Source organism: Dictyobacter formicarum, from assembly GCF_016587435.1.
Genome location: NZ_BNJJ01000001.1, coordinates 23,896 through 48,470, shown reverse-complemented (window position 1 = coordinate 48,470; position 24,575 = coordinate 23,896). Strand labels below are relative to the sequence as shown.

General features: G+C 51.3%; 20 protein-coding genes. 10 read left to right on the top strand and 10 right to left on the bottom strand.

Annotated elements, in window-relative coordinates; all coding sequences use genetic code 11:
• Positions 1 to 25 precede the first annotated feature (25 nt).
• The 4 genes from JMI88_RS00245 to JMI88_RS00230 all read left to right on the top strand — a co-directional run bounded on the left by JMI88_RS00245 (position 26) and on the right by JMI88_RS00230 (position 5,211).
• Positions 26 to 985, top strand: coding sequence for an ABC transporter permease (locus tag JMI88_RS00245; RefSeq protein WP_201359753.1), 960 nt, complete (start codon positions 26 to 28; stop codon positions 983 to 985).
• Positions 986 to 998: 13 nt separating this feature from the next.
• Positions 999 to 2,048, top strand: a complete 1,050-nt coding sequence (locus tag JMI88_RS00240) for an ABC transporter permease (RefSeq protein WP_201359752.1) — start codon at positions 999 to 1,001, stop codon at positions 2,046 to 2,048.
• A gap of 253 nt (positions 2,049 to 2,301) precedes the next feature.
• Positions 2,302 to 3,387 carry an energy-coupling factor transporter transmembrane component T gene (locus JMI88_RS00235; RefSeq protein WP_201359751.1) on the top strand — a complete coding sequence of 362 codons (1,086 nt, stop codon included), beginning with the start codon at positions 2,302 to 2,304 and terminating at the stop codon, positions 3,385 to 3,387.
• A 6-nt stretch (positions 3,388 to 3,393) separates the two neighbouring features.
• The gene (locus JMI88_RS00230; RefSeq protein ID WP_201359750.1) at positions 3,394 to 5,211 is read left to right on the top strand and encodes an ABC transporter ATP-binding protein; all 1,818 of its coding nucleotides are present in this window, start codon (positions 3,394 to 3,396) and stop codon (positions 5,209 to 5,211) included.
• Positions 5,212 to 5,330: 119 nt separating this feature from the next.
• On the opposite strand, the gene JMI88_RS00225 is transcribed toward JMI88_RS00230, so the two are convergent.
• Positions 5,331 to 5,954, bottom strand: a complete 624-nt coding sequence (locus JMI88_RS00225) for an NUDIX hydrolase (protein WP_201359749.1) — start codon at positions 5,952 to 5,954, stop codon at positions 5,331 to 5,333.
• 174 nt (positions 5,955 to 6,128) lie between these two features.
• Positions 6,129 to 7,148 (bottom strand): zinc-binding alcohol dehydrogenase family protein, encoded by a 1,020-nt coding sequence (locus tag JMI88_RS00220; protein WP_201359748.1) that lies wholly within the window; start codon positions 7,146 to 7,148, stop codon positions 6,129 to 6,131.
• 235 nt (positions 7,149 to 7,383) lie between these two features.
• On the opposite strand from JMI88_RS00220, the gene JMI88_RS00215 reads away from it, so the two are divergent.
• From JMI88_RS00215 to JMI88_RS00200, 4 genes are all read left to right on the top strand, one after another.
• Entirely contained in the window at positions 7,384 to 8,595 is a 1,212-nt protein-coding gene (locus JMI88_RS00215; protein WP_201359747.1) for a cytochrome P450, read from the top strand.
• A gap of 281 nt (positions 8,596 to 8,876) precedes the next feature.
• Positions 8,877 to 9,449 carry a PadR family transcriptional regulator gene (locus tag JMI88_RS00210; RefSeq protein ID WP_201359746.1) on the top strand — a complete coding sequence of 191 codons (573 nt, stop codon included), beginning with the start codon at positions 8,877 to 8,879 and terminating at the stop codon, positions 9,447 to 9,449.
• Positions 9,450 to 9,505: 56 nt separating this feature from the next.
• The gene (locus tag JMI88_RS00205; protein ID WP_201359745.1) at positions 9,506 to 10,183 is read left to right on the top strand and encodes a hypothetical protein; all 678 of its coding nucleotides are present in this window, start codon (positions 9,506 to 9,508) and stop codon (positions 10,181 to 10,183) included.
• A gap of 38 nt (positions 10,184 to 10,221) precedes the next feature.
• The gene (locus JMI88_RS00200; protein WP_201359744.1) at positions 10,222 to 10,776 is read left to right on the top strand and encodes a hypothetical protein; all 555 of its coding nucleotides are present in this window, start codon (positions 10,222 to 10,224) and stop codon (positions 10,774 to 10,776) included.
• A gap of 102 nt (positions 10,777 to 10,878) precedes the next feature.
• On the opposite strand, the gene JMI88_RS00195 is transcribed toward JMI88_RS00200, so the two are convergent.
• Entirely contained in the window at positions 10,879 to 13,887 is a 3,009-nt protein-coding gene (locus JMI88_RS00195; protein ID WP_236022751.1) for an alpha-mannosidase, read from the bottom strand.
• A 405-nt stretch (positions 13,888 to 14,292) separates the two neighbouring features.
• Entirely contained in the window at positions 14,293 to 15,153 is an 861-nt protein-coding gene (locus JMI88_RS00190; RefSeq protein ID WP_201359743.1) for a YwqG family protein, read from the bottom strand.
• 272 nt (positions 15,154 to 15,425) lie between these two features.
• Between JMI88_RS00190 and JMI88_RS00185 the strand changes: the two genes are divergently transcribed.
• Together JMI88_RS00185 and JMI88_RS00180 are read left to right on the top strand one after the other, a co-directional pair.
• On the top strand, positions 15,426 to 16,322 hold the full coding sequence (locus JMI88_RS00185; protein ID WP_201359742.1) for a polyprenol monophosphomannose synthase: 897 nt from the start codon (positions 15,426 to 15,428) through the stop codon (positions 16,320 to 16,322).
• 19 nt (positions 16,323 to 16,341) lie between these two features.
• Positions 16,342 to 16,497, top strand: a complete 156-nt coding sequence (locus JMI88_RS00180; RefSeq protein ID WP_201359741.1) for a hypothetical protein — start codon at positions 16,342 to 16,344, stop codon at positions 16,495 to 16,497.
• Positions 16,498 to 16,502: 5 nt separating this feature from the next.
• Here the strand turns inward: JMI88_RS00180 and JMI88_RS00175 are convergent, their stop codons facing one another.
• From JMI88_RS00175 to JMI88_RS00150, 6 genes are all read right to left on the bottom strand, one after another.
• Positions 16,503 to 16,661: a hypothetical protein gene (locus JMI88_RS00175; RefSeq protein WP_201359740.1), complete on the bottom strand. Its 159-nt coding sequence runs from the start codon at positions 16,659 to 16,661 to the stop codon at positions 16,503 to 16,505.
• A 135-nt stretch (positions 16,662 to 16,796) separates the two neighbouring features.
• Positions 16,797 to 17,504 carry a hypothetical protein gene (locus JMI88_RS00170; protein WP_201359739.1) on the bottom strand — a complete coding sequence of 236 codons (708 nt, stop codon included), beginning with the start codon at positions 17,502 to 17,504 and terminating at the stop codon, positions 16,797 to 16,799.
• 76 nt (positions 17,505 to 17,580) lie between these two features.
• Positions 17,581 to 19,137 (bottom strand): amidohydrolase family protein, encoded by a 1,557-nt coding sequence (locus tag JMI88_RS00165; RefSeq protein ID WP_201359738.1) that lies wholly within the window; start codon positions 19,135 to 19,137, stop codon positions 17,581 to 17,583.
• Positions 19,138 to 19,224: 87 nt separating this feature from the next.
• Positions 19,225 to 20,697, bottom strand: a complete 1,473-nt coding sequence (locus JMI88_RS00160; RefSeq protein ID WP_201359737.1) for a protein kinase family protein — start codon at positions 20,695 to 20,697, stop codon at positions 19,225 to 19,227.
• 132 nt (positions 20,698 to 20,829) lie between these two features.
• Positions 20,830 to 23,022, bottom strand: coding sequence for a hypothetical protein (locus JMI88_RS00155; protein WP_201359736.1), 2,193 nt, complete (start codon positions 23,020 to 23,022; stop codon positions 20,830 to 20,832).
• Between the two features lie 31 nt (positions 23,023 to 23,053).
• Positions 23,054 to 23,671 carry a hypothetical protein gene (locus JMI88_RS00150; protein WP_201359735.1) on the bottom strand — a complete coding sequence of 206 codons (618 nt, stop codon included), beginning with the start codon at positions 23,669 to 23,671 and terminating at the stop codon, positions 23,054 to 23,056.
• Between the last annotated feature and the right edge of the window lie 904 nt (positions 23,672 to 24,575).

Sequence of the window (24,575 nt, the reverse complement as noted above, 5' to 3'; positions counted from 1 at the left end):
AGTATGATTGAATGCGAGGGAGCTCATGTTGCAGTTTCTCTTAAAGCGCCTGCTTGGACTGCTCTTTGTCCTGTTCGGCGTTTCTTTTATTACTTTTATCATTGGTTACTTTTCACCAATTGATCCGGTGTTGCAGCTATTAGGACAACATTACACGCCAGAAAGTTATGCACGCCTGCGCCATGCCTATGGGCTGGATCTGCCGTGGTATCTGCAATATTTCCATTATATTGTCAACCTGCTGCATTTTGATCTTGGCCGTTCCATCCACAATCAAAGTCGGCGTGTCATTGATCTGCTCAAAGACGGTATCCCTATTTCGGCGGAGATCGCGACCTGGGGGCTGCTGATAACGCTCTTGCTGGGTATTCCTGCGGGCATCCTATCGGCGATCAAAGCCAATACCTGGATCGATACCACCAATATGGTACTGGCCCTGACACTTTACGCACTGCCAGTCTTTATCATCGCTATCTTTGCCCAACTCCTGGTCGTCTGGTTGAATGTCAACTGGGACCTGGAATGGCCGGTCACCAGTTGGGGCACTCCCTGGCAATATAGTTGGAGCGATATCCAGTTTAAGCTGGTGCCTATCCTGGTGTATGGGCTGGCTGGCTATGCTTACTATGCACGCCTGGCACGTACCAGCATGCTGGAAGTGTTGCGTCAGGATTATGTTCGAACGGCGCGAGCCAAAGGGTTGCGCGAACGGACCGTTGTGTATCGCCACGCTTTGCGTAACGCGCTGTTACCTGTGATTACAGTGCTTGGTCTCTCGATTGGCCTGTTAATCACCGGCGCATTTTTTATCGAGCGTATCTTCAACATTCAAGGCATAGGGCTGACGACCATCAATGCTGTCAGTCAAGGTGATTTTCCAGTCATTCAAGCTACGGCCTTGCTGGCGGCCCTGGGAGTGGTCGCGGGCAATATGATCTCGGATATCCTGTATACTATCGTCGATCCACGCATCAAGTTATCATAGAGAGGTGTGTGGAATGGATACGCAAAACTTCAAAAGAAAACGCTCGCTAGCGGCTACCGGTACCGTCCAGGAGCTACCATCTGACCAGGAACATCAAGACGATAAGCAGTGGCGTGTGCGTAGTCCTTTACAGGAGGCCCTGAAGAGATTTATCGCTGATCGCAGGGCGCTGGCGAGTATGCTGGTATTGCTAGTAATGTTGCTGATAGCCCTTTTGGGTCCATTTATTTATCAACGCGTAGGGATCAGTATTCAAAGCGATCTAGCGGGGCGCATCGGACCAGAGCGCTATCATGTCTATTATCATGAAGAGCTATCCAGGCAGGATCAGACACCCTCGCTAGTTTATTGGCTGGGTACAGATAGTGTTGGTCGCGACATCCTGGCGCGCTTGATGCAAGGATTGCTGATCTCGTTTACGGTCGCGATTATGGTCGAGATTGTCGATGTTGGACTTGGCCTGTGCATCGGCCTGCTGGCGGGCTATTATGGTGGTTGGATCGATCAGCTACTGGCTCGCTTTACCGATATCATGTTCGCTTTTCCCTCGCTCTTATTTGCTCTGCTGCTGGTGGGTGTGTTCGGCCCTAATGCCAATGACCTCTTCGACAAAGTTCCATTATTTGGAGATCCCGGTAACTCCCGACTGCTGATTGTCTCACTGGCCCTGGCTTTTACTGCCTGGCCCTTGATGGCTCGCTATGTACGCGGCCAGACCTTGCAGCTAAAGGAGCGGCAATTTATTGAGGCTGCTCGTACGGTTGGTACCTCTGACTGGCGCATCATTACCCGGCATATTATCCCCAACCTGTTCAGCCTGGTCTTTATTGCCTCGACCCTCAATATCGCTGGAACCATCATCGGCGAGGCTGGTCTGAGTTTGCTGGGCGTAGGTGTGCAGGACCCTGGATCGAGCCTGGGACTGATGATCGCGGACGCTCTGGAGGTTACTGAGTCGCATCCCTGGGAAATCTTTGTGCCTACCTGCGTTCTGACTATTATTGTGCTGGCCATATCTTTTATTGGTGATGGCCTGCGCGACGCTTTCGATCCCCATCGCTAACGCGTCGCAGGCGCGATAAAAGGACTTCTATCCCAAAATATGAGGGAGAGCTGTTTGTTTCTATATACTCTAGCAATGTTGCTAGATGTGCTGTTATTGTTATGTTTTTAATGATTGTTTGTAACGACGCCGTGAAATAATTTTGCCATGGTAGACGGGTAAGCAGAGCTTAACTTGAGCATATCGAGCATATCGTATAATTCATATGTGCTAAATTGTTTCATCGGATGCCATACGAGGGAGGCCATACTGCTTGTCTGACCAGAAATCTTTCTCAACCACTGCTGAGGAGGCTATCTATTTACAGCCGCCTGCTGGACGTCGCTATGTGCGGTCATTCCTGTTTTCGCGCCGCGTCAACGCTCCATTAGCCCGGGTGCATCTGCTGGTGCGCGCACTTCTGGTTATCTGTCTATCAGCGGTTCAGCTTCGTACCATGAACACGGCCCATCCAGATATTGTGGGTGCCATCGTATTGTGGGTGCCCAGCATCTCGATTTTCTTAATCAGTGGCATGCATGGCAAGGTGGCCCGCATCTATATTCTCTTGATCTTGCCGACCGTATTTAGCCTCTTTCTTTCCTGGACGCTGCTCAATCCAGTCACAGGCAGCATTGTCTTTGTAAGGCAGCAGGTCTATTCGGGCTTTTTGACCTTTAGCCTGGCTGTGTGGCAGTTGTTGTGGATTGGCATTGTGATTCTCTACTATCGGTGGAAGCGCGGCATCGTGAATGGCATTTTGCTGGCCAGCGTGGCCGCCATCGTGGTCTCCTACCTGTTGCCATTGCCCACCTGGACTATCGCACGCGTTCCATTCTTCCATCCTTTAACGCTTTATATCAGTGAGCAAGGATTGTTGCTGGCTCTGACCAAGGTGATTAGCTACTCAGGCATGATGCTGTCCACCATTGCGCTGGTCGTGACCAGCCGGGACATTGAATTGATGGGGGCGATGCGCCAACTACATATTCCGCGACCAATTATTTTCTTTTTAAGTACCGTCTTTCGCGCCCTCAATCTTGCCTTGACTGATTACGAGACGATCTACCAGGCACAGATTGCGCGGGCGGTGAATGCCCGACCACGTAGCTTTTTCCGCCGCCTCCGTGATCTGGCCAGCATCGCGGTACCTATGGTTGCCATGATGATTCGACGTTCCAGTGAAATTGGCGATGCCCTGCTGGCCCGTGGCTATACCTTGCGCCAGAGCGACGTTGACTTCTATGAGACAAGTCCTTTTCACGCGATCGACTGGTTGCTCTTGCTAGCCTGTCTCGTCCTGTTGTACCTGGCTGTTGGCCCCTATCCCGGTCTGACGGCGCTAATTCAGAGGTGGTGATTACCGATGGTGGCACAAGAATTCAGCGATCAGCAGCCTGCCAATGCGCAGGCGGGAACTCAAACTATGAGCACCATCGAAGGCAGCCAGGATGCGGTAAGCGTAACTGGCCTCTGGTGGCGTTATCCCACCTTTAGCGAGAAGGCAGGTGCATGGACCCTGCGCAACATCAACTTGCAAATCAAGCAAGGAGAATGCTTCGGCATTACTGGCCCAAGCGGAGCCGGGAAAACCACGCTCTGTCGGGTGCTGATGGGGATTCTCCCATATACGGCGCGTTTGACTAAAGAGCAGTTGCCGCATCACTTTCGCGGCCATCTCGAAGTTTTGCAACAGCCGGTGACACATGAGACCGCTACATCGCATAAGATCGGCATGGTACTGCAAGATCCTGAGAACCAGTTTCTGCGTATGAGTCTTTTGCATGAGCTGGCGCTGGGCCTGCAGATCCAATCGCTGCCCCAGGACGAAATCGTGCAGCGCATTCATGAGGCTTTGCAGTGGGTAGGACTACAGAAGCTCTGGCAGGGCGCGCTCTACCTACATCCCTCTGATCTCTCAGGAGGCCAGAAGCAGCGGGTCGCGATTGCGGCCTTCCTGGCCCTGCGACCCCAGGTATTGATTCTAGATGAGCCTACCAGCGACCTGGATCCGGCGGGTAAGCGTGAGGTGATTGAGACCATTGCCCGCCTGCGCCAGGATTACAATATGACCGTGATCTTGGTCGAACAGGATCCTGAGATTCTAGCTACCTTCTGCGATCGTATCGCTTTGCTGCACGAAGGGCGTATTGAACTGGTTGCGACGCCCGCCAGATTCTATAGCAAGCGTACTATCTTAGAGCGCTGCGGTGCCTCTGTCGGTGAACTGACGCGCATCTCCTGGCAGACCGGCTATACTTTTCATGGGCGCCCACCATTGACCTTTGCGGAAGCCGAAGAGGCGTTTACACCTGCTTTCCAGCAGCACATCGCAGCCAGCCAGCTCCCTACGCCAGTCCAGCAAGAAATGGTGGTAGAGGCGAAGAACATTGTTTATAACTATGGGGACGGATCGCTGGCCTTAAAGGGCGTGGATCTTACCCTGTATCGTGGCGAGATGCTGGCTCTGCTGGGTCCAAATGGCAGCGGAAAAACCACCTTTGCCAAGCTGTTGGCGGGCATTTATCGTGCCACGCAGGGACAACTGCTGGTGTTTGGACAAAATGTGGCGGCGCGCAAGGTGCGTGTCCGCTTGCCCGGCTCTGTCGGCTACGTCTTTCAAAATCCCGATCACCAGCTTTTTTGCCGTAAGGTGAGCGACGAGATTGAATATGGCTTGAAAAACCTGGGCATCAACGCCAAACGACGACGTAGTATGGTGGAGGAAACGCTGGCCGCCGTTGGCCTATCGGACTACGCGGATGAAGATCCTCTGTTCTTAAGCAAAGGACAGCGTCAGCGCCTGGCTGTAGCAGCCGTACTGGCTATGGGACCTGAAATTCTGGTGGTGGATGAACCCACGACCGGCCAGGATTATCGTTCGATTACCGGCATTATGAGCTTGCTCTGTGAGCTGCGACAGCAGGGGAAGACCATTCTGATTATTACGCATGACATGACGCTAGTCGCCGAATATTGTCAGCGTGTGGTGGCCTTTCGGGATGGAGACCTGGCCTTTACCGGCACGCCAGCGGAGCTCTTTGACAATGGCGAGATGTTACAGCGCACCGGACTACGTTCACCGGCTGCGGCGGCCCTTAGTAGCCGTTTGCGCTACCTTCAGCCCTCCCTGCCACCCTTACTCACGGTTAAACAGTGGCAAGACGTCCTGGCTCCCCATTAGTAACTTGGCATAAAAATAATCCCTTTCTTGAGAGCAAGAAAGGGATTATCGTTTTGTTTATGAAGACTAGCGCCGCACCTTTTATAAACTTTTCAAGCACGCTGACAGGAGCATTTGTGTTAAGACAGTAACTGGCGGGCAAAACTCAATACGGTATCATAATACTGATCACTGTGCGGACAAAAATCTTGCCTCTGGAAGCGTCTGGTAATAATTTTTTGTGGATCATGGGCATCGGTGAGATAGACCTGTGCTGAAAGCTCGCTGATTTCCCGGTGCAGTAAGCATTCGCAGGCGTTGAGCTCGATATAGGCGATGCCAGCCACCTCTTCTCGTTGTAAGACCAGATTGGTGACAGGACCGGGCAACACATAGAAGAACAGATGACAGAACTCGCGGTCCTGAAAGTGCGGGAGCAAGATTGGATCTGGCACGATACCAGCTGGAACAAGGTCCGTTAGAGAAAGCTCCAGGCCCAACTCCTCATGGATTTCGCGCACACCATCCTGGGGCGTTTCGTTTGCCAGTAAATGTCCAGCCGCCGTAATATCCAGTTGATTGGGAAAATCTTTCTTTTGTGGCGCGCGTTGTTGAAAGAGTATATAGCGCCTGCCCGCCTGCTCTTGTAAAAACCAGCACTGGAAGGTCTCATGCCAGTATCCTTTGCTGTGGACCTCCGCCCGTGTACGTACACCAATACGTTCCATGGTAGCACTAAAAATGGCCAGCTGTTCCGTCTCCATGATAGCTCTGCATCCTCTCTTAAGGCATTGAAGTATAGTTTTGCCAATCTATATTGAACGTACAGATTATAGCGAGGCACGCTTAATGGAGAGCAGAGTGCAGACACTCTACTCTCCTCATGTCCTGGTACTAGGCTGCTACTCAGCTGGCATCCAGGCTAGCTGAGTAGCAGCCTAGTTAAAGTTTTCCAGCACAATTTTACCGATCGTGTTGCCCGCCTCTAGTTTGGCGTGAACCGCACGTAGATTGGCTGCATTGATTGGCGATACACGTTCTGTCAGCGTGGTTTTGATTTTGCCGCTATCGATCATCTCGGCCAATGTATCGAGGATCTGATGTTGCTTGATCATATCGCTGGTATGGAACAGCGAGCGCGTAAACATAAATTCCCACACAAATGTCGCGCTTTTGGGTTGGAGCGCGCTGAGATTCAGTGGTCCATGGGTTTCAACGATCGAGCAGATCTTCCCCTGTGGCGCGATGGTGTCTACCATATTATCCCAGTGCTTATCGGTGCTGTTCAAGCAGAAGATATAATCAACGCTCGCCAGTCCTAGCGCTTTCAATTGTTCCCCAAAGGGTTGATGATGATTGATGGTTTCATCGGCGCCATGGTCTTTCGCCCACTGGATTGTTTCTGGCCGCGAAGCGGTACCAATTACTTTGAGGCCAGCAAAGTGGGCCAGTTGCGTGGCGATAGAACCTACTCCGCCAGCGGCCCCGATAATCAGGATACTTTTCCCTGCATTGGAAGCTGCATCTTTGCTGATTTCCAGGCGATCAAACAATCCTTCCCAGGCTGTAAGCGAGGTAAGTGGGAGTGCGGCCGCCTGCGCAAAGCTCAAGCTTTTGGGCTTGTGTCCTACAATGGTCTCTTCTACCAGGTGAAGCTGACTATTACCACCCGGACGCGCAACGCTACCAGCGTAATAGACCTCATCGCCCGGCTTAAATAACTGACACTCCGGGCCAGTCTGCTCAACAATTCCAGCTACATCCCAGCCCAGAATTTTAGGCGACTGCTCTTGTTGAGGTTTGGGAGCTCGTATCTTGGTGTCAACAGGATTGACAGAAATCGCCTGCACCCTGACCAGGAGATCATGTCCGGTAGGAGTAGGCGTGTCGATTTCAAGATCAATCAAGCTCTCCGGATCGTTGATCGGCAGGTAGCGATATAATCCAATAGCCTTCATAAAATCATCCTTTTATCTACTATGGCTTGCTCATTTATACATGCGGAACCATGCACATCGAAAGTAATGACGTAAAACCATCAGCCTACTAATTTCTTTGTAGGCACGTTTAACAAAGCCATAGCGTCTCAATGTAGTTTAGCGAGACGTTTATTGATTGTGACCTCGCCCCATTTTAGCGACGCACTTACTTAATACTTTACCCTCTATACAGTGCTATGAAATGGAGTATCTAATGGCACGTAAGATGAATCAATTCATGCCGATCCATAAACAAGATCCCTTTGCCTGGTTTCGCGAGATGCGTGCTGAGCATCCGGTTTATTATGATGCGGAGACCGAACGCTGGTATGTATTTCGCTATCGGGACGTTGAGCGCGTACTCATGGATTATCATCAGTTTTCCTCGGAGTGGGCACAACGGCTAGCAGAGGATAGGCCTAATCAGCGCAGGGGGGTTAGTTTTTTGACCATGGATCCGCCACGTCACAACCAGTTGCGCAATATTGTGGCTCAGGTCTTTACTCCCAAAGCGATTACGCAGCTCTCGGGGCGTATACAGGAGATCGCGCAGAATTTACTGTACGATATGAAGCAAAAGGGCGCGTGTGATTTTGTGCAGGATTTCTCTTATCCATTTCCAGTCACCGTCATTGCAGAGTTGATCGGGGTGCCGCCGAGCGATCGAGACCTTTATCGGCGCTGGGCTGATAGTATCGGCAATGGGAACGAGCCTGATGAAGAGATAGAGAAGGCGCGGACTCAGGCCCTGGATGAGATGTCGGATTACTTTTCTGGTATGCTGCGCCTGCGACGACAACAGCCGCGGGAAGATTTAATGAGCCGGCTGCTGGCAGCGGAAGTAGATGGTGTGCATCTCACGGAGGAAGAATTAATTTCGTTCTGTATCTTGCTCCTGTTTGCGGGACATGAAACTACAAAGAATTTGCTGGCACTGGCGATTATGTGTTTTGACGAACATCCTGGTACGATGGAGCAGTTGCTGCGCCAGCCTGAGTTGATACCAGGAGCAATTGAAGAAGTATTACGTTATCGAGCTATCCTCTGGGGAACGTTCCGCCTGGCAAAGAATGATGTGCTTCTGGGCGATCAGCTCATCCCTGCTGGAGATATCGTATTTGCCTGGATGGCTTCGGCCAACCGTGATCCAGAGCGTTTTTCCGATCCCGAACGTTTTAATATTGAGCGTGCTCCAGGGAAGCATCTCGCCTTTGGTCATGGTATTCACACCTGTCTGGGAGCGCCTCTCACGCGGCTAGAATCGGCTATCGCCCTGCCTATGATTCTAGAACAACTGCCCAATTTACACGTTGTTCCAGGCACTGTCACCGAGCCAACTACCCTGACCTTCCTGCGCCGGGTTAACCATTTGCCGATAATCTTTACCCCAACCGCCAGCGTGCATGCTGTTAGTTCAGGAATATAAAGCAAAGGTTTTTATTTGTTGGTGCAACACGGTCGCTGTGCGACCATGTTGCACCAACAAATAAAAAGAACTCGGGCGCGCCCGCGCCCGACAGTACAGGGGCGCTTTGCTTCCCATGGGAATGGGTTTCAGATATATTTTAAAAGACATCATCACCAAATCCTGCGAATGCTCTTGACACTTTTTCCTTTCCTTTGTATACTTATTTTCGATAGATTCAAACAAACAGTTTGAAATAAACTATCATTTGCAGTTAATATAGCGAGAAAAGAGCACATACGATGAACGAACTGCTTGTTCTCGGCCTTCTCATGCACTGGCCTCTGCATGCCTACAGGCTTGCCAAAATTGCCAATAACATTCTTGGTCCAGATGGCCATATCAGCCGTGGTACTCTCTCCGGTTTGCTGACAAAGCTCGAACAGGCTGGTTTCGTCACGGATGCCGCGCCTTCAGAGGCGCCTTTTCCTTCGGATCGTACCTCGCGCGTCCTCGTTATTACCCCTGCAGGTCGGGAGCGCTTTTTGCAACTTATGCTAGATGTGCCGTCCCAACTGGATGTCGCACGCTTCCACATTAAAGCATTGCATCTGGAGTTTCTCCCGCTAGAAAAGCGACTATTCCTCATAGAGCATTTCTTGCTCTCTTGTCAGAACTTCGTTCGAGATAAGCAAACCGAGTTGCAAATGTTTGGTACCGAGCCCGGCCAACAAGAACACATCAGTGGTACGTTTTTCTGGGGCATCCAGGCATTTATGGGCCTTAAAATTGAGCAGGTGCAACTTGAAATCACATGGGCGCAATCGCTACGTGAACATGTCGTTTCCCGCCTGCGCCCTGAAGCTCTCTCATAGCAGACATCGGTTTCATTTGGATTGATACTCATTTTATGCAAGGAAGGAATACGAAGATGGAACTACCTGCATCTCATTCTGAACAGCGATCAACGTCTTATGCATTCGCATTTCAGCGCATCTGTCTTGCCTCCTGTATCATCCTCGCGCCGCTGAGCATCACGCTCTACCTCGTCACCTGGGAGGGAAATCTACGCGATCCTCTGGCCGCCAGCGCAGTGGCTAGCTCAACTGGCAATATCCTGCACCTTATTGGCGGGATGGCCGCCTCCTTCTTTCTGCCACTGGGCTACCTGGGCATGTCGCTGCTAGGCATGCGACGTGCGCCCTGGCTTGCCACACTCTCGGCGGCGCTCTCACTCGTCGGTTGGATCCCCTGGGCTGCGCTCATGGGGCTCGACGACCTGGCCTATGATATTTGTCCAGGCTGGCAGCACCAGTCAGTTCTCAGCGCTTTGGTGGCACTTCAACGGCGACCCCTTCATGACGACTTACCTGCTCATCTATATCATCGGTCATCTGCTCAGCGCCATACTTATCGGTTTTATGCTGGGTCGGCTACGTATTATCCCTGCCTGGACCGCCTGGGCCTTTGCCCTCTCCAGCCCGCTCACCATCCTCGTCTTTCCCGTGCACAACAGCGTCTTTCAGGACGTAGTCAAATACCTGATCTGTGCTCTTTTGATTATTGGCGCCATCCCATCTGCCCTGGCCATGCTCAAAAACAAAAATAGCCAATTGTAAATCAATATTCTCGATGAAAGGAAGCATCATGGACACTCAATCCGACGAGCCTATCTCAGAAGAGGTAGCTCAATCTACATTTGGAAATCATATATCCCAGAATCGCATCGCTCCCAAACAGCCAGTCTACTTGCTAGTGGCCTGGATTCTGCTTCTACTTCTTGGGGGATTCTTCCTCTTTGCTTCCATCTCTGACCTCGCATCTGATGCCAGAATCGGCCTTCCCTCTGATCATTTGGAGGCATTCCACGGCATTACTGGTATGACCTGGAGTAGCGCAAAAGTTACATCGCCCCAGATCACGCAGTATACCACCCTGTTAGAGGTGACATACGCCGTTCATGAACTCGTCTTCGGGCTGCTTTTTCTCATCATTGTCATCATTCCATTTCGGCGACGTGCCCGTTGGGCATGGTGGGCTTGCTGGGTTCCCATGCTTGCAAATTTCACCTATACGTTTGCCATAGCACACTACAGCACCACAACCCTGACGTACAGCCTCATTGCTGATATCGCCTTACCTGTACTACTGCTGCTGCATGTGCCAGCGTTTTTCGGCAAGTCCGCGCGTCGCTTATCATAGTCTGACCTGTGACGAAAGCAAAGTGACCTCTAGAACCTAAAACAATGGGCGGCCCTTCATCTCTTTTGAAGATGTAAAGCCGCCCCTATGATCACTACATATTTATATCTGAATGCGTAACGTGATAATCTCAAACGGCTTGAAGGTGAGGCCGATTGTATTATCCTGCACTTGCAGGGTGGCCTCAGTTTCTTCCAACAGGTTGGTACTGCTGGCCGCTTGGATTGGTGTGTTGATGGTCAAGGTTGTATGCGTGCTGGAGCCCGAAGCTTCATAGAGCCGCACAATGATATCATTACCATCCTCAGCCTTTTTGATTGTTTCGACGATCACATTTTCTGCCGCCACCTGAGCAAAGGAGGTAACACTCGATGATCCTTGTTGCGGTTCGCCCTGGGCATACTGAACAGGGACATTCAGTTCATAGCCAGCGCGCACCACATTGCCGGTTATATAGTTACCAGCGTGAGGATAGAGCGCATAGGTGAAGTCATGTTCAGCTCGATCGGCGACCGGATCGGGATATGATGGGCTACGCAGTAAATTAAGATCCAGTATATTCTGGGTGACTTTATGCCCATATTTACAGTCGTTTAGCAGGGCGACCCCATAATCCCATTGCGAGAGATCAATCCACTTGTGGGCGCAGATCTCGTAGCGTGCCATGTCCCAGCTGGTATTGCGGTGGGTTGGACGTTTGATGGAGCCAAACTGAATGTCGCAGGTGGCCTCCGAGGCGTTAACGGCCACCGGAAAGCTGGTGCGCAACATTTTGTGGTTTTCCTGCCAATCCACATGTGTCACAAAATCCAGGCGCTGGCTACCAGCCCTGAGGACAATGCGTTGCTGCAAGGTTGATTTCCCGAAGCTATAACGTTGCTCCGCAATAGCCTGAGGACCTTCAACGCGGACGGACATCTCTTCCAGCTTGAAATGGCGTGGTTTCTGCTCATCATACTGGATTGGGAAGTCCCAGGCGTCACCTTCATCATGGTAAACCGCTAATCTATTGGCATATGCGCCAGCCTCAAGCACCTCGCGCTGCTGCTCTTTATCAAAGATGGATTGAATACTGCCATCAGGAGCAAACTGTACGCGCAGCTTATCGTTCTGAAACACATCTGTGCTGGCCTCTAGCTGGCTAGCTGTATCCGTGCCACTGCTGCTGGCGTGTTCAAGGGAGATATAGCCCAGCGCAGGAACGGTAACGTGGTGCCACTGTCCCTCGACCTGCAACCACTCCTGGCGCTCCCAGGAGAGCGAATTAAAGAGGGTGATGGGCTGATTGGTAGTGACGGTGCCAGTTTGTTTGAGCAATGTAGCTTGAGCCTGCCGGGTCAGGTCCTGCACCTGGCTGGCCATTTCCTCATAGCGAGCCAGGGACTCATCGTAAACACGCGTGATTGAGGAGCCTGGCAGAATATCATGGAACTGATAGAGCAGGACCTCCTTCCAGATTGTGTCCAGTTCGGTTGTGGGATAGGTATAGTCTGGTGTGCGAGCTGCCAGAACGGCCGTGAACTCCAGTTCACGGAGAGCCAGCTCTAGCTTACGATTAAAGCGCTTGTTACGAGCCTGGGTAGTATACGTACCCTGGTGTTTTTCCAGATAGAGCTCGCCAACCCATGTCTTATATTCATCTGAATCGGCGGCGATGCGTTCAAAAAACGTCTCGATCGGCTCCTGTTTGACCGGCACCAGGCCAGCCAGATTTTTTTCACGGGCCAGGCGTTCCAGATGTTCGGTTCCGGGGCCGCCACCTCCGTCCCCAATACCAAACAGCAGCGTACTGTACTCGGAAATAGCCTTATCGGCAAAGTTCTTCTCGGCAGCGATCAAAGCGCGTGGCGCGGCCGAACTATTATACGTGCCCTCGGGCGGCATATGGGACAGCACCCGCGAGCCATCGATGCCCTGCCAGAAGAAAGTATGATGCGGAAACACGTTAAAGGTATTCCAGGACAGCTTAATGGTCAGGAAATAATCGACTCCAGCTTTTTTTAGAATCTGAGGTAGTGCTCCTGAATAACCAAAGACGTCGGGTAGCCAGAGCATCTTTGGCTCGGTCCCAAATTCTTCGCGGAAGAAACGTTTTCCGTAGATAATCTGACGCACCAGAGCCTCACCACCTGAGATGTTCGTGTCGGGCTCGACCCACATCGCACCCTGAGTTTCCCAGCGGCCTTCAGCGACTTTAGGCGCGATCTTTTTATAGAGTTGCGGATAATAGTCCTTCATCCATTGATAGAGCTGCGGCTGGCTGGCACCGAAGATATAATCGGGATAGCGATCCAGTAGGGCCAGCGCGGTTGAGAAGGTGCGCGCTCCTTTGCGGATCGTTTCCCGTAGCGGCCAGAGCCAGGCCAGATCGATATGAGCATGACCAATCGCGCTCAATTGCAATGACGGCGTGCCACCGCTCTTCGCCAGCTCAGCAGCCAGGTGGGCTCGGGCCAATCTGGCCTCCTCTACCGTATAATCTGCCAGCTCATTGGCCGCTTTGGAGAGCGCAAACAGAATGCGCTGATGCCTGGCAGTATCCGGTGAGATCTGGTTCATCAGCTCGTGGAGAACCTCAAAGTCGTAATAGAGGTGATACATTTCCTCATGGAAGAGCGCAACATGCGACTCTTTTAAGGTGCCGCTATCCTGATAGCGGCCAAACAAATCATTACAGCCTGCATCAGCCCAGAGATCGATGTTTTCCCCGCCCTGTGCACGTTCGGTTAAAGGGAATACATGCTTACCCGGCCTGCCCAAACTGTAATCAAAGGTGGAACTCACCGTCGTCAACCCCTGCAGTGGGTTGCCGTTAGAATCCACAACGCAGGCCTCGCCGCTGAGATCGATCAGCAGTACAACAGCCTGGCCTGTAGCCTGCTCTGGCACCCGGCCGGTAAAATGGAACCAGGCGCAATCCCACAATTTACCCCAACTTTGACCCAGGGCAATGGTTTCATGTCGACCCGACTGCCGCTCAGCAAAAGGCACTGGCTCAGGAGTGATCCATGCCTCGGTATACAGCTCTGTGAGAGGGGTATAAATAGCCTTCTCAATACGCTGTAGCGTCGCTGCTAATGCACGATGGGTTTTTATATGGTGATAAGGCAAATGTATTCCTCTTTCTTGACTACTACATAAATAAATATTTATTTTGGCAATTTCGTCATTGGAGAGTATTGTAACACTGGAATGATATAAATGTTAACCTATATCGATATCTGGTCGCGAATTTATAGTACATGTCACAAAAATGAATAAGCTCAAAACATTCTATGCGTTGTTAAAGTGTGTCTGAATGCCTTGCTGTTCGCGCCTTCGGCCCCTGACGCTACGCGCCTTCGGCGCTCAAAAGGTATTTTATTCGCTGGTGCAGCATTCGCGCTTTGCGCGAATGCTGCACCAGCGAATAAAATATGAAGCCTCTAGTGGAGAGTAGTAGCTATCAAAATGCCTTTCCGCATAATTCAACGTCTCCTTCTGTCTGATCCTTCAGTTGTGGTAATCTACTGGAATTTATTCTGATTGGGCTACCAGCCAGGTGGAGTCAAATTTCTGTGCCTGTAGATCAGCAAGTTTGATCCAATAGTAAAGCATGCCAGCACCGGGCCAATTCATGCCGATGCGCTCATCGCTATCAACCTGCAACAACAACTGCCACTCGTTGGCACTCTTTGTCAGTTCAGCGACCCTGGGATCATCGATATCAGTGATACCGTTGGTCATCATCTGGCACTGCAAGCGCATATCATCCTGTAGCGTCTCAGGATAGCCTAGCATCTGATGGTGGGGCTGAGTAGTCGAGGCTTTACTCATAAAGCGAGCGTACACTGCATCGTATTTTGCCTGATCATCATTATTCCATGCAAGACCAGCAATCTCCAATTGTGGTTGCTGTGCCATCATAAGAGTAGAAGCAAAGCTAATGGTACTGGTTTTGAAACGAGCCTGCTCCGCCAGCGCCTCGGGCACCTTTGCGGGCTGCAACTGTTGTATGTCGCTACTATAGAAGACGCTCCAGCCACCAGCATCCTGTGGATTTTCTCCGTATGTTTCCTGTCTAGAATCATAGAAAAACCAGAGCATGCCCTGCTGTGGTAGTCGATGATTGGTATCGTAGGGAGCGGTCTCCTCCAGACGGATCTGACCCACAAACGATTGAGGCGCATCTTTCCACATCGGCCACTTTTGTCCCGCAGGGAGATCTGGCACTCCGCCCAGCTTAGAAATAGCAACCTTCAATTTGGCCTCCGCCTGGGCATCCTTAACCGGAGTCGCCTTCAGGGAGATTGCTGGTTGTACCAGGACTTGCGTATATTCCACCAAACGTTCCAGGCTAGCTTTTTTCAAAGCTGTCTGAATATCTCCAGCTTTCATCTATTTTTCACCCTCCATTACACTTGATCCCGAAAACATCAGGCTCTCTGCCCTGGAAGCCCGGAAGGCATAGACCTATATGTTTTCTATATCTTAATCTTACTCTTAGTACGAGGCACCAGCGCTTTTTGAGGCATCGCGTAAGTATCGATCGGAGGGATGCCGATCAAGATTTGGATGTAGCGGTACACTTTGTTGTGTAGCTGAATACGTCTGTTTAACGTTGTGTTGAACAGAACTCTGAATTTAAGCCAACAGCAAAAGGAAAGTACATGAAAACGTTAATTATCATTCCAACATATAATGAAGCCGAAAACCTACCCTCGTTAATACGTGGTATTTTTGCTTATGTACCAGAAACAGATGTGCTGGTCGTTGATGATCATTCGCCAGATGGAACGGGTCAGCTGGTAGAGGAAATGAGCAAGCTGGATGGGCGTATTCATTGTATACATCGACCGGGAAAGCTAGGGCTGGGTACTGCATACATAGCAGGTTTTAAGTATGCAATTGCCCATAAATATGATGCTGCCTTTGAGATGGATGCAGATTTTTCCCACGATCCCCAACACCTGCCAGCCTTTCTGAGCGCTATTAAAGATGCTGACCTGGTAATTGGTTCGCGCTACATTCCGGGTGGAGGTACGCCTAACTGGTCATTGATGCGCCGCTTGATCAGTAGTAGTGGCAATATCTTCGCGCGCACCGTTCTTCGGTTACCGGTGCGTGACTGTACCGGTGGCTTTCGCTGTTACCGTTGCCAGGTTTTAGAGGCTATCGACCTGGATACCGTACAATCGCGTGGCTACGCTTTTCAAGTGGAGATGACATATCGAGTGCTGAATAAAGGTTTCATTGTGGTTGAGACTCCCATCACTTTTGTGGATCGTCGGCTGGGCCAATCTAAAATGTCGCGCAGCATTGTGCTGGAAGCCTTCACCTATGTTTTAAGCACACGTCTCAACAGTCTCTTATCCGGGCGGTCGCGTGCAAAGATCAGCTATGTACATCGCATCCTGCCACCGCCACCTCTGCCGCAGCGCTTAGAAGATCAGCAGTTATCACCGTCTATGCAAGGAGAAGTGAAGCCCGGAGCAGAGCAGGAAGAACCTTCCAATCAAAAGAAAGCCACCTTTGCCATTCCACCGCGCCCCACGCGACGTTTATAGTGATTTTCAATGGATGCACATGGACAAACCAGTAAGAGACGTTCATGTGCATCCATTGGTTTTAGGAAGCGGACAGGTGTGGCAGAACGCTGGTGGCGAAAGCACGCAAGCCTTCTATATCCTCAAAATCAAACCACTGCAGCATAATTTCTGCGGCTCCAACCTGCGCAAATGAAACAATCATTTCAACGAATCTAAATCGGGTGGATTGGGATTGGTGAAATGGTCGGAGCGAAATAGTCCGGCGAAGCCAAGCTGATCAACTTCTGCCGACAGTTGTTTCCAATAAGGCCAGTTCAGTCCATTCTGGCCCTCGATCATGATCGAGATTTCTACCATTGTCGATAAACCTCGGTTCTGTGATTTTATTGGTGACTATATAATGTATGCAACAATAACTGCAAATAAAATAATCCCGCCCCTTTCCAACTGAAAAGGGGCGGGATTATTTATATTCAGATAAAGAGAAGAGGCTTAGCGCAAGGCATCACGGATGGTCAGGCCGAAGCGCTCAACGATGGGAGTCAGGGTTGAGAACAGGATTGAGCTGATAACCAGCACAACTACAATATTGGTGGCAGACCAGGTAATCCAGGAGAAGAAAAACGCCTTTGGCACTTCTTGTCCCGTTACTAGCAGTACAAGGTTGCCATAGAGGCCACCGATAATATTGTTGGGGATAACGGCGCAGACCAGGAAAAAGATAAAGCCGCGTTTGGTGAAAACATCCTTGCCGACCGGGCTGACACCGAAACGATAGGCCAGGAAACGATAGAGCAGCATTGGGATACAGAGCTGAATAAAGTCAGCGGCACCGAATGGGATCGCCACCAGCACCGGGAGGCCTGAGAGCAGGCCCGCGCCCACAAAGTTACCAATATAGGCAATGACAAAGGCCCAACCACCAAACCAGAGGGCGAAGGGGATGCCAAAGCCAATGGCTATAAAGAGAGGGCTGACACCAAGGGCCGGATTCGGCAATGTAGCAACCGTAAGCCAGGATAAGACAGTATAGACCGCCGTCGCCACAGCTACCGCTACCAGTTGAGATAAGCCAGGCCAGCCAGTAAAGCGGAACGTATAGCGGATACTGGTTGATTCACTTCCCTCAATTGCCGGTGGCTCGTCCGGATAATTGCGGTTCACCTCAACATTGTCTGGTCGTTTCAACGAATCTTCCATCTGGAAAAATCCTTCCTTAAAATTAGAGTGAAGATAACATAAAAATACAGGTGCCTGCTAGAAATAACTGCGGTACTTAATCTTTCTGCAGGATTAAGTGACGTAATTTATCGAGCTGGGTCAGAATTTCATTGGTGTGGGCTACAAGAGTTTGTGACGTTGGCGCATGTGCCAGGGCGAAGCGGCATTGATCGCGGATCTCCTGACGCAGGGCCGCTTCATCAACATTCAGCAACTTTCCTTGTTCTACCACGATCTCGCCGTTGACAATCACACTATCAATCGCCGTACCATGCTCGCAATAAATTAAATGTAAATACGGATCGCGTAAAGGTACAAAAGCGTCCGCATCAAGATCCAGCAATATCAGGTCAGCCAGCTGCTGCTCTTCAATGCGCCCAAGCTCTCCCGCCAGCCCCAGTGCCGTCGCCCCACCTTCCGTAGCCGCCTGTAAGATTGTCGTCGGTTGAGGCCATCTATGATAATCTATCTGAGGAAGATTATGCATCAATCCCGTCAGCTTAAGCACATCAAACATATTTTGCCGATCATTGCTGGCCGAGCCATCGCTACCCAGAGCTATGCTCACTCCTTGATCCAGCGCATCTGACAAAGGAAAACGACCACTGCCCAGGCGCAAATTGCTGATCGGATTATGGACTACCGTGGTGCCAGTATGGGCCAGTATCTTCAAGTCGCCCGGGTCCAGCCAGATTGTATGTGCCAGTGATGTTCCCGGCCGCAAGAGCCCCATCTGTTCCAGATAGCGAATGCCGCCCTGTCCCAGCGTCTCATGAATGACAGCCGCCTGCAACTCTGTCTCAACCGCATGCAGATGCATGCCGGTCTGATAGCGCTCGGTGAGATCCAGGCACGCCTCCAATAATTTGGGACTACACCAATGAATGCCGCTAGGACCAGTAAAGCAGCGCAGACGCCCATTAGCGCTATTATTCCATCTGGCAATAAATTGTTCCAGCACCTCCAGTTGGGTCTCGATAGGTTCCCAGTCCGTGAAACGATCGGTAAAAGGATGGCCCGGGAAGTGCAGACCATATTTCGTGCCGGCCTCCAGTACCAGGTCGCGATCCTCAATCGAGGGAGCCACGGCTGCTCGGATGCCCGCGTCATGATATGCATGCATTGTAGCATCTAGATATTCGCCAGCTACCCCCGCACTGGTCCAGAGATGATCCAGAACAGCGGTCGTGCCAGTTTTCAGCATTTCCAGCGCACCCAGCAAGGTGCTGAGATATACCAGGTGCGGCGACCATTCAAGTGAATTGCCAAATAGCGGCACTAACCACAGTTCCAGTGGCAGCGAGGGAGAAGTCGCCTTCAGCAAATTCTCCAATGAGTGCGTATGGGCATTTATCAGGCCTGGTAATACTAAACGATCTTTACCTATAATGACTCTATCAAGTCGCAATGGATTAAATGGTAGTGTTCCACTGGGGCCAACAGCCGCGATATAGCGGCCTACAACCAGAATATCCTGATCGTGTAGTAACTTGCCTGGTTCATCTGGTGCCAGTATGGTACAGCCGCGAATCAAGAGATGGCGCAGGTTGGTCTGCCGATGATACTGTTCTACTTCATCCTTAAGCGACTGCCCTCTAGTAAGTGTCTGCATACAAAAGAACTCCCCTGCATTCGCTGCTTATCCACACACGCGCTTGAGAAGAGCGCATGGAGAGTGCGGACAAGCAGGAGATAGAGCTTATGCCGAGCGCAATTGATCGGCCCGTTCGTAACAGTCAAGCGCCTCCTGATGGCGCCCCAGCGCATCCAGAACTGTGCCCCGGTTGAGCCAGATTTGTGGATCATTCGGGTTGATATGCATTGCCTGCTCATAGGCCATCAATGCTTCTTTGTAGCGTTCAAGCGCAAAGTAGGTATCGCCCAGCGCGAGCCAGATCGATGCTTTGCCAGCATTTACTTCGATGGCTCGATGATAGGCCTTGAGCGCTTCATCGTAGTCGCGCATGGTGAACAGCTTATCGCCGCGCTTCTCCCAATCTTCAGGTGTCAGCGGTATCGCTGGAGTAATCGGCGTCGCTGGCAAGGCCGGCGTTAGCGGTCCAGATGAGAAAGTCGGGATAGGCGTCAATGGCGCGCTATTGTTCGGGCTGCTTGCTTTTTGAACGCCAGATGATGATACGCTAGATGGCGCCGATTGGTGTTTTGAGGCAGCAATTTGCGGCTGCTTAAACTGCTGGCTTACTGCCGGATGAGTTGGCCTGGATGTCAGCGCCACCATATCCTGTATTAACAGATGCAGAGAAGGATAGCGCCGTTCAGGTCTTGGATGCAGCGCTCGATTCAGGATTGGTAATAAGGGTTCGTAATCCTGCCTCTGCAACGTTTGTGGTAACAATTGCTGGCAGAGGGCCGCAAACATATATTGATCGCTGGCCGGACTTACCGCATTCCAATAAGCCTGGGCATTGCCCTGCTGACTGGCCTGGGCCGCCGTATATAATTCGGAGGCCAGGTAAGGCGAGGGCGGTGGTTGCAAACGTGCCAGGCCAAAATCAGCCACCCAGACCCGATCGTAGCTAGAAAACAGTATATTGCCCGGGACCAGCGCGCCGTGGGCCAGTCCGCGTGTGTGCGCTGCAGTCAGGGCTGAGCCAATTTGTATCAGTACATGCATCATCAGGGCGCGCGGCGAACTTCCATGTTCGTAAAGCGCCTGTTGATTTTCACTGTTTTGCAGATAGGCAACAAAATGCCTGAGCGCGCCAGGAATATACTGGCAGAGCGTCAGCAAATACAGATTGGTCAAGCCAGAAGATGATCGCTCAAAGTGAACGCCGCTTCCACCATCTAGCTGTTCCAAGGACCAGGTACTGCAACTAAAAACCGAAAGAATGGAGCTGTGACGCAACGCCGTCGTCACCCGCACCTCGCGCCGCGCTGCCTCCCATTGTTCGGGATTGGCTGTATAGGCCGGAAACAGCTTAATCGCCACTGGCTGGCCAGAGCGCTGATGCACTGCCTGATACGCATGGCCACTTCTTCCAGTCCCCAGAAGCTTGCGAACCTCATAGATCCCCAGTGTTGTATGGGCCGCCAGCGCGCCACATACGCTACAAATAACTTCCTCCGGTCGCAGAGCGTGCGAAGGATGTCCCAGACAAAACGGAGCCCTGGGTCCAGCTTGCGGCTCGTATTGTGTATTATGATCCATCTCGTTCGGCCTCTCTTCTGAGTTCAGGAAATGTCAGTCAGTGCCACATATGAACCAGATAAAGAGAGAAGGGGAGCACATCAGTTATGGAATACATACAATGTGTGAGAACCTTCTCCCTGCATTGATCGCTTACTCGTCCGAAGGTAAATGATCCAGGTGATGTGATTGATAAAAATGTTGGCTGAGCTCACCATGTCCGCTGTGCCGTAAGGCCTGTGAATGACTCTGGCGAGGAGGGAGCAATGTGCGTATCTCATGGGCCGCATCAGTGATGGGTCGCTGAGTTCGAAATGGCGACTTCTGCTGATTGTCGCTCTCGTTGCTCGGTCCTGAAGCCTCATTGCGCATAGTGATTTGTGAGACCTGGCCAACCAGATTATTTTGCTGTTCGGCCAGCAAATCCACCTCACGAATGACGCGATCTAATACCATGCGCTCAAAACTGGCATTTACCTGCGTCTTAAAGAGATTGGATTGCTTGATCTCGATTAAGGCCTCGTGAATACGGTGCGTAAGGTTGCTGATAGAATCCAGGGCGGTTCCAATACGTCGCCACTGACCTTCCTGGCGGCGTTGGATATGGGCCAGTCCCAGATAGACTGAGCGCAGTTCGGGCGCGCCCTGTGGCATTGCCTGATTAGGTGCCCATGGAGGAAGACCCTGTCCGAGGCGATCAACCCCTTCTTGCAACACCCGGCACTCCTGGGCCATTTGATCGTATTTCGCTCCTCGCTGTGAAAGAGCACTGATACGGTCCAACATCAGATTTAAGCTAATGGCGATCGGTAGCAGGGGTCCGCTGACCGTTGGGGCGCGAGCAACAATATCTCCACGAGCCACCCGAGCATGTACATCGCGTAAAGCCGCGATTCCCTGCTCCATCAATAGTTTCTCCTGCGCGTCGCGCGTTGCCTCATCTGCTTCACGCCGTGTCACCTGTAGCTCACGCCTGGAAATTACCAGCTCACCGCGCATCTGCATCGTCAAACGGTTATTTTCCAGCAACGTCATGGCCTGGCGAGCAATCACGATCAAGATCAGCAGCAGAGCAACAATATCGGCCTGGATCAATACTATGCCACCACGGTGCGCGATATTCGTTAACAGAATGGCGCAGGTAGCCAGAACCAGAATAAAGGGAGCGATCGTCTGGGCGGTCATACTTACTTGTGTCAGACGATTGGGAGCCAGGCTCGAATTATTTGGGAGCCGTAAACTCTTCAGGCGCTCTTCCTGCTCCTGCTCTCGGGCCACACTGCGTGGATACTCAATCGCAGCCAGCCCGATCAGAGAGAGGCTCAGTGGCCAGAGCACATCCTGCAGCGTACCTGTATTGAAGTTACCAGAAAGGCTGTAGAACGCTAACAGGCTATCGGTAATAGCCAGGAAGAAGAGTCCCATGCACAAGAGAATAAAGACAGGTTGTTGTGCCCGACTGGCCAACGGACTAAACATCAAGAAGGCACCAATCGCCACCAGGAACAAATCCCCGGTTGGAAAGTAGATCGAAAGGATCGCGGCGCCCGTGCTTGGAGATTGAGCCAGACCAGCGATCAATGGACTCAACAGGAAGAACCACGACAGGGCCAGCGCCGTTCCGATGACCGCCAGAGCATCCAGGAGTAAGCGTACCCGACCAACTGACGCCTTATTGCGTCGCGTCAGGAACAGTGTACCCAGCAGAAAGAAAGGATACGAAGCTACAAAACCGATATCATAGAGGCCAGGAAATGGCACATCGGCGCTATTCATACGGATATCATAGCTGGTCCAGATAGCCTGCCCGCTGGCATAGAGAGCAATACCACAGGCCAGCAATGACCAGGCCATAAACGCCCGGCGGGCCGCCTGCGCTTCATTATGAATATTGGCCAGTTCATTAGGAGTGTGCCGGCCAGCCCTCCTCTCAAGCAGTTGGCGACGCAATTGATTGGAAACTTTATGGAGACGTAAAGCAATACGTGTACAAAATAAGAGGCCAATACCCTCGCCAACAAATTGGAAGATATCCGACGCGCTCTTCAAAGAGAAGCTCTTACCAGGAACCTGGCCGAACAGAACCATAGAGACCAGGAATAGCGAGAAGGCCGCCGAAAAGATCAGTACAACCCAGGGTCCATTATGTTCTGCCCAGAAATCGCGCGCCAATGCTTCACCATGAAAGAAAGATGTGTCCTTCTCATTTGCCTTCCGCTGACCAGCGACAGGCATCTGATTCTGATTAAACCCCGGTCCGGCGCCTTGCATCATGGGATTGGGAAGCTGTGAACCCGCAGACCCACCCAGGTAGCCCGAAAATTGAGATGCTTCATTGTATGCCATAAACGATCCTCTCAGACTACGTGTACATTATCTACAAGCCTAATCTGGCTGGACGAAGCCAGCGATCCAGGCCCGCGTACTGGCCCGCGCGGCTCAGTATCAGACCCAGGAAGGCCAGCAAGAAAACGACCAGCACACCAACATCCAGTGAAACCTGCCCAAAGAAACCGGCGAGCAGGCCCGCGCCCATACAACCCAGCGCCGTTAGAAACATACCCATCAGGCAAGAAAGCGTGGTCAGCGCGCCACAAATAAGGCAAATGCCCAGACATATTTCCAACAATAGCGTGGTAGCGACGAAAGCCTGTGTATGCAGCTGTGCCACATGGAGCCACCAGGCAAACCAGGTTGCTATCACCGGCGTATGCCCTCCAGCGGCATGGGACAGCATCAAGAGATACGCATCAGTGAAGGAACCATGCCACTTCAACCAGGCATCGCCCAGGCAAAAGCAACCGCATAGGACGCGTAGCAAGGCAACAATACGCCATCGCCAGAGCCCCATTTTTTGCCCATTGTCCGTAACGGCAGTAGCAGCCGCCCTGGGCACTGGCGTATAGATCCTGGCGGGCAGATTAGTAGCATGCGACTGGATAGCTTCTGGCCGCCTGCTCCGTTCTAACTGTAAAACCGACTTATTTTTTACCAAATCGACTCCCTTTGCATGCCGCTCTCTCATGCATCAGAGGTGCAATCCTACCAACAAACAATACAGCTACAGGTACAAAATCTATGATGAGTATAGAGCTTCAAGCTTTCGACCATCTCCCAAAATTCTTCCCTCTTTATGCGGCCTTAATACGGGCCTCACAACTAGAGCCACACCATGAAAGTGGCGAGCACTACCATCGTAATTAGCAAAAGACGTAATTACTCGAATCGCTAGCCATAGAGATAAGGAAAAAATATTGTTATGGGGGTGTTGCAATATTTATATACCCATGTAAGCAAAAACGGCGGAAACAAACGAGGATGTCTTTGCAAACGGAGTGCAATGTCTTGTACATAAGACTGCAATGGAAGCACAAAAATTGTACCGTCTTATACCAGTCTTACCAAATCCGCTTCAACGAGGGGAGCGCAGAAGATGTCTTTTCTGGAGAAGTGATCTCAAAAGTGCATGCGTACCGACGCGTCATGATGCGTCTTAAACCGTCTTGTTCGGATAAATTGGCTGTCAGCTTTCTGGGTTCGTGGTGCAGTCAGGTGCTTACAAGGATTGAGTGCTATGCGATGCCACTTGACCGCATCATTGAGGGCTGCATTCAAGATGGTATGAATAAGATGTACCGTATTCGGTGAGATACCATAGTTACGCAGCAGCGTATACAGCTTTTGTATCTGTGTGCCAGTTAATTGCTGTAAAGGTGAATTATTAAGGATAGCTTTGAAGCTGCCCCTACCTCTTCCTGCCTTTCCCCTGTGCTGCCTCTCTCGCTCTGGTTGATTGTTCTTTGTGTAATATGCTGGCTGCCAATGCTCAACTGAACTTGCCCCACTCTGGTCCAATCAGAAAGGATGGAATATACTAGAGAAAGACAAGGGGAAAAGGA

Bases quoted from the DNA above. Each gene is read 5' to 3' on its own strand.
- JMI88_RS00180 (WP_201359741.1), top strand. From the start codon at position 16,342: ATGGACAAACCAGTAAGAGACGTTCATGTGCATCCATTGGTTTTAGGA.
- JMI88_RS00205 (WP_201359745.1), top strand. From the start codon at position 9,506: ATGGAACTACCTGCATCTCATTCTGAACAGCGATCAACGTCTTATGCA.
- JMI88_RS00155 (WP_201359736.1), bottom strand. From the start codon at position 23,022: ATGGCATACAATGAAGCATCTCAATTTTCGGGCTACCTGGGTGGGTCT.
- JMI88_RS00245 (WP_201359753.1), top strand. From the start codon at position 26: ATGTTGCAGTTTCTCTTAAAGCGCCTGCTTGGACTGCTCTTTGTCCTG.
- JMI88_RS00210 (WP_201359746.1), top strand. From the start codon at position 8,877: ATGAACGAACTGCTTGTTCTCGGCCTTCTCATGCACTGGCCTCTGCAT.
- JMI88_RS00230 (WP_201359750.1), top strand. From the start codon at position 3,394: ATGGTGGCACAAGAATTCAGCGATCAGCAGCCTGCCAATGCGCAGGCG.
- JMI88_RS00220 (WP_201359748.1), bottom strand. From the start codon at position 7,148: ATGAAGGCTATTGGATTATATCGCTACCTGCCGATCAACGATCCGGAG.
- JMI88_RS00215 (WP_201359747.1), top strand. From the start codon at position 7,384: ATGGCACGTAAGATGAATCAATTCATGCCGATCCATAAACAAGATCCC.
- JMI88_RS00175 (WP_201359740.1), bottom strand. From the start codon at position 16,661: ATGGTAGAAATCTCGATCATGATCGAGGGCCAGAATGGACTGAACTGG.
- JMI88_RS00165 (WP_201359738.1), bottom strand. From the start codon at position 19,137: ATGCAGACACTTACTAGAGGGCAGTCGCTTAAGGATGAAGTAGAACAG.
- JMI88_RS00240 (WP_201359752.1), top strand. From the start codon at position 999: ATGGATACGCAAAACTTCAAAAGAAAACGCTCGCTAGCGGCTACCGGT.
- JMI88_RS00225 (WP_201359749.1), bottom strand. From the start codon at position 5,954: ATGGAGACGGAACAGCTGGCCATTTTTAGTGCTACCATGGAACGTATT.
- JMI88_RS00200 (WP_201359744.1), top strand. From the start codon at position 10,222: ATGGACACTCAATCCGACGAGCCTATCTCAGAAGAGGTAGCTCAATCT.
- JMI88_RS00160 (WP_201359737.1), bottom strand. From the start codon at position 20,697: ATGGATCATAATACACAATACGAGCCGCAAGCTGGACCCAGGGCTCCG.
- JMI88_RS00170 (WP_201359739.1), bottom strand. From the start codon at position 17,504: ATGGAAGATTCGTTGAAACGACCAGACAATGTTGAGGTGAACCGCAAT.
- JMI88_RS00185 (WP_201359742.1), top strand. From the start codon at position 15,426: ATGAAAACGTTAATTATCATTCCAACATATAATGAAGCCGAAAACCTA.
- JMI88_RS00190 (WP_201359743.1), bottom strand. From the start codon at position 15,153: ATGAAAGCTGGAGATATTCAGACAGCTTTGAAAAAAGCTAGCCTGGAA.